General features: G+C 43.1%; 4 protein-coding genes. 3 read left to right on the forward strand and 1 reads right to left on the reverse strand.

What is annotated here, in order from left to right:
• The 3 genes from AB4653_RS08210 to AB4653_RS08220 form a co-directional block, all read left to right on the forward strand.
• A partial coding sequence (locus AB4653_RS08210; protein ID WP_372103784.1) for a response regulator occupies positions 1-2,643 on the forward strand: 2,643 nt, incomplete at its 5' end.
• Between the two features lie 9 nt (positions 2,644-2,652).
• Positions 2,653-3,129, forward strand: coding sequence for a hypothetical protein (locus AB4653_RS08215; protein ID WP_009844970.1), 477 nt, complete (start codon positions 2,653-2,655; stop codon positions 3,127-3,129).
• Between the two features lies 1 nt (position 3,130).
• Positions 3,131-4,183, forward strand: a complete 1,053-nt coding sequence (locus AB4653_RS08220; protein WP_009844969.1) for an ABC sulfate transporter permease — start codon at positions 3,131-3,133, stop codon at positions 4,181-4,183.
• Between the two features lie 107 nt (positions 4,184-4,290).
• Here the strand turns inward: AB4653_RS08220 and AB4653_RS08225 are convergent.
• On the reverse strand, positions 4,291-5,000 hold a 710-nt coding region (locus tag AB4653_RS08225), incomplete at its 5' end, for a hypothetical protein (RefSeq protein WP_372103787.1).

Genomic DNA, 5,000 nt, shown 5'->3' on the forward strand with positions numbered 1-5,000 from the left:
GAGTATGATTCTGAACTAGCCGAGTTGGTTGAAAGCCTCAATGCTAGGCAAGTTTTGTTCTTAGAAAGATTTGTGTCCTTGAATGCCAATACACATCAAGTTTCACTCATGATTGAAGTGTTTAAAGATGAGGCTTTTATGAAAAGCCAAGAGATACGTCACGCACTTCATAGTTCATCCACAATAAGCGCATTGACTCCAAAAGAGATCACTACCGGACTCAATGCGATGAGTGCTCGCCTAAGCCTGTTGCAGAATTTAGGTGACGTGATCAAACAAGAGTTCCAAGCCGAAGTAGCTCAAGCGATCTCAGATGCTCAAACAGAAAGAACGCTATTTATTTCCATCGTCACGTTGCTTGCAGCAACTGTTATGGGATTAACCCTCAGTTTAGCGAAACAAGTCACCAACAATCTTGGGCTAGTTCTTAGGTTCTTAAAAAGTGAAAATGATGATACCCGCCCTTCTTTGGACAAACTGATTCAAGGCAAAGACGAACTCAGCCTATTTGCTCAGCAAGTAGAGCGACTGACCATCGAACGAGAACATGCAAAAGAGAAGTTAACGATAGCGAAAGAAGACGCAGAGCGAGCTAAAGAAGACGCCGAAGAAGCCAAAGACCACGCGATACAAGCTAGCAAAGCGAAAAGTAGCTTCTTGGCCAATATGTCTCATGAAATTCGAACCCCACTGAATGGCGTTATCGGTATTTCGGAGATTCTGTCAGACACACCACTTACACCAACACAACGTGATTATGTAGATACGATCGAGACCTCATCTCAACTACTGCTAAGCCTGATCAACGACATCTTAGACTTCTCTAAGATTGAATCTGGCATGCTATTAATCAGCCCGCATTCGGCATCGATTAGAGAATCCATTTACGACATCGCATCTATTGTCGCGCCAAAAGCTAAAGAGCAAAAAATATCAGTGAACGTTGATATCAGCCCAGACACACCTGCACGCGTGATGATCGATGATCACCGATTAAGACAGATCTTGATGAACTTTATGTCGAACGCGGTGAAGTTCACAGCAGAAGGTGGCGTTACCCTGTCAATCCAAACGCTAAACAAAGCAGAAAACAATGTCACCCTAAGGTTTTCTGTGCGAGACACGGGGATTGGTATCGATAAACAGCAACAGAAACAGATATTCGAACCGTTCGCTCAAGAAGATGATTCAACGACCAGACAATTCGGTGGTACTGGTCTTGGCCTTGCGATCAGTACTCAGCTTGTTGAACTTATGGGTGGTCAGATCCAACTCGACTCCGTCAAAGGTAAAGGCAGTTGTTTCTACTTCGATCTAGAATTACCCATTGATTTAATGTTGCCAAAACCAAGCACAGCAACCGCCGACATTTATGTTCTAGGTAACGCGAACATGCTCTCTAAACGAATAGAATGGGACCTTAACCTCTATGGTTTAGAAATAACCCAACAAACGAGAGATACAGCTGAGCTTACACAACAACTCACGATTCAAAAGCACGCTAACCCAATCACAGTTGTCTTTGCTGAAGATGACACATTCCAAGCCAGTGACTATACCAGTGACTTAGATAAGCTCCACCAAAACGGCATCACTATCTGCTTGATTCGATCATTTTTGAGCGAGCCGGCTGACATCGGCAATTGTGTTACGGCTCAAGTATCACAGCCCCTACTCGGTTTACGTTTGATTAAAGCGGTTGAGCTCTGTGATACACAGGGTCGGGTTGAGCTTTCAGAGGCGAGCCAACCTTCTCTAGAGATACAACACAAAATTCTGATCGTCGAAGACAACAAGGTCAACCAAAAAATTGCCGGGCTTCATGTTGGTAAAAGTGGTTTTGAATTCGAGTTTGCGAATAATGGCCAGGAAGCCGTGGACATGTTCAGATCGAACCCTCACTACGCAGCAATACTCATGGACTGCATGATGCCGGTTATGGATGGCTTTGAAGCGACAAGTAATATTCGCCGCGTTGAAAAAGAGACCAATGCCACGCGTCGTATCCCTATCATTGCCCTGACCGCCAGTGTTATTGATGACGATATTCAAAGGTGTTTCGACGTGGGCATGGATGACTATGTGCCAAAGCCATTCAAATTTGAAATGTTAAAAGAAAAAGTACTTGCCGCCGTTGAAGCAATGCCACTTCCTGTTGCCTACAAAACTAAATCTACGAAAAAACCCGCGACCGTAACGCCGATTCTTAATGCTGCAGCTAAACGGACTGTGCCAGAGGAAAGAGAACAAAACCCGGTTCCGAGCAAATCTGAAAGAATACTGCTCGTCGAAGACAATCGAGTTAACCAAAAAGTCGCTTCGGTCATGCTAACAAGGGCTGGTTACGCTTTTGAAATTGCAGAGAATGGTCAAATTGCCGTTGATATGTACCAAAACGACAGTAGTTTCGACATTATACTAATGGATTGCATGATGCCCGTTATGGACGGTTTCACAGCAACTAAGGAGATTCGGGAGCATGAGAAAAACCTAGGCTTAAGCAAAACTCCTATCATCGCGCTAACCGCCAGTGTTATCGATGATGACATTCAAAAGTGCTTTGATTCAGGCATGGATGGATACGTAGCGAAGCCCGTAAGAAAAGAAAAGCTATTCCATCAAATAGAAAGTGCGACTTGTTAGGAGAAACCCATGGATTGGATTAAAACAATAAAAACACTTCCACGCAGAGTCATATTGCCAGTCGCGGTAGGGCTATTAGGAAACTTGCTTCTTCTCAGCCCAGCTCATGCCGCAGAAGATTACGCCATATTCTCTTTAGATTCAGGATTTGAAGAAATATCGATAAACAAAGCAAGGAAGCTGTATAGAGGAAAAACAAAACGACTCGATGGTAAACGTGTAGAACTTTCTGATTGGCCTGAAAACAGCAGCGAACGTGAAGTTTTTTACCAACAACTGCTTGGAAAAAACGCAGCTCAAATGAATGCCCATTGGGCGAGCTTATCCTTCTCAGGTAAAGCTCGTTATCCAAGAGAGATTAAATCGGCGTCCACCGAAACCTTGGTTGACTGGCTTGATGACAAGCCCAATCGAATTGGGTACGCCCCGCTCTCGACGCTCCCTGAAAATGCCAATGTTCTATACGTTATAAGCTCGGAGAAATAATATGAAAAAAATAATTACGTCAGTGCTATGTGCTTCAATTGCCTCTCCGGCTTTCGCTATTATTGAACTTACCGATAATTTTTCGTTAAGCGGATTTGGTTCTACTTCTTGGGCAACATCAGATAACGACTCCCCTTTAATCATCAACAATGGTTTTACCGATGAAAATTGTTATGACTGTGATACCACACTTGGAGTTCAACTCGATTACTTTTACAACTCATTTAAAGCTTCCGTACAAGTTGTCAAACCACCCCAATATGATTGGAGTGATCCTCAACTCGAGTGGGCTTACTTGGGCTATGAATTTAACGACTTCGATGTGAGTATTGGTCGATTACGACTGCCACTATTCCTTGCCTCTGAATACTATTATGTTGGCCAAGCCTATATGACGGCAAGACCACCGACAGAGGTGTATAACAGCGTTCTTGGTATTACCGCTTTCAACGGTGTCAAAGTGAGTTGGACTCATGATGTAACCGATGAAGCTACCCTACAACTCTCTCCATTTGTCGGAATCAAAGATAAGAATGAAGTAGAGTTCAATTCGACAACCGAGCTGGAATTCGAAACAAATCGAATGTTTGGTGCAAACCTTCAATTAAGTGGTGATAACTATCGTTGGAACTTATCTTTCCTTGATTCAAATTTCGATCAAACGACAAAAATTAAAAACGTTGGCACGCTTCCAACAGCAGACAACCAACACATCCAACTTTGGTCGCTAGGCGCTGAATATGAATTTGGCCAAGCGGTATTGGCGAGCGAAGGTCAAATCAGTGACGTTTCTTCATCCATGTACGCCAGCCTAGGTTACCATTTAGGAGTATTCACACCTTACGTAGTATACGGCGCGCAATTTAACGCCAATGAGCACTTAGAAGGGAATAGCTACTTAGTTGGTGTAGATTACGACTTGATGTCAAATATATCTATCAATGGTGAAATGCAATTCTTCGAAGCTCGTAGGTCAAACGGTGCCTTTATTGACGCCCCTAAAACCGATAAAGATGCATTGCTCTACACCATCATGTTGAGTTTTGTTTTTTAGCTCGAATTCAAATCGATGGTCACTTGCAGCAATTAAGATCCAAAAAAGCCAGTCGAATATTTCGACTGGCTTTTCATAAGCGGCTTATCTATTTACTCATTCAAATATTATGAGCTTGGCGCGACTCGTTTCTCTTTCAACTGTTCAATAACATAATCAGGAGCCACTTTACCTAGCTCACCCAAGCAATCATCTGTTTTTTCATTGCCATAGCGTACATAAATATCGCATACCACGTATAACTGTTCTGGAGAGCCAGAGATCAAATACGCTTTCTCGAACGATTTAGTCGATTTGTCGATATCCAGCTCTTCTTGTAGTACCCCATTCAAGTACCAGTAGTAGCTGTTATCTTTTGCAAGTTCTGCTGCTACTTCAATCTCTTTGGCTGCTGCTGCCTTGTCTTCAAGGCGAACCAAAGTTAATGATTTAGAATAGTGCATCGCTGCATTGTCCGGCACGTTCTTCAAACCACGATCCAACACCTCGACCGCTTGTTGATCTTTATTCTGAGCTCGGAAGTTATCCGCGTAGCTCAGCCAAACTTGAGGGTCTTTCTGGTGAGTATTAATCAACTCAAGATAAATCGTTTCCGCTTTATCCCATTCATTGTGCCAACGGAGCACGTCAGCGAACAACAATTGAAACTTTTCAGATTCTTGTGATTCCAAGAATGTTATTAACTCAGCGACAGGTTGTTCGATTTGTGCTTTCTGTTCTTTATCTAACGTATTGTAATCACGAACTAAGTTCGATGTTGCTGAATGACGAACCATAGAGTCTGTATCGCTCAGCAAAGGCGAAACTAACGCCCAAC

It is taken from the genome of Vibrio sp. 10N.222.48.A3, assembly GCF_041475345.1.
Classification (GTDB): domain Bacteria; phylum Pseudomonadota; class Gammaproteobacteria; order Enterobacterales; family Vibrionaceae; genus Vibrio; species Vibrio tasmaniensis_A.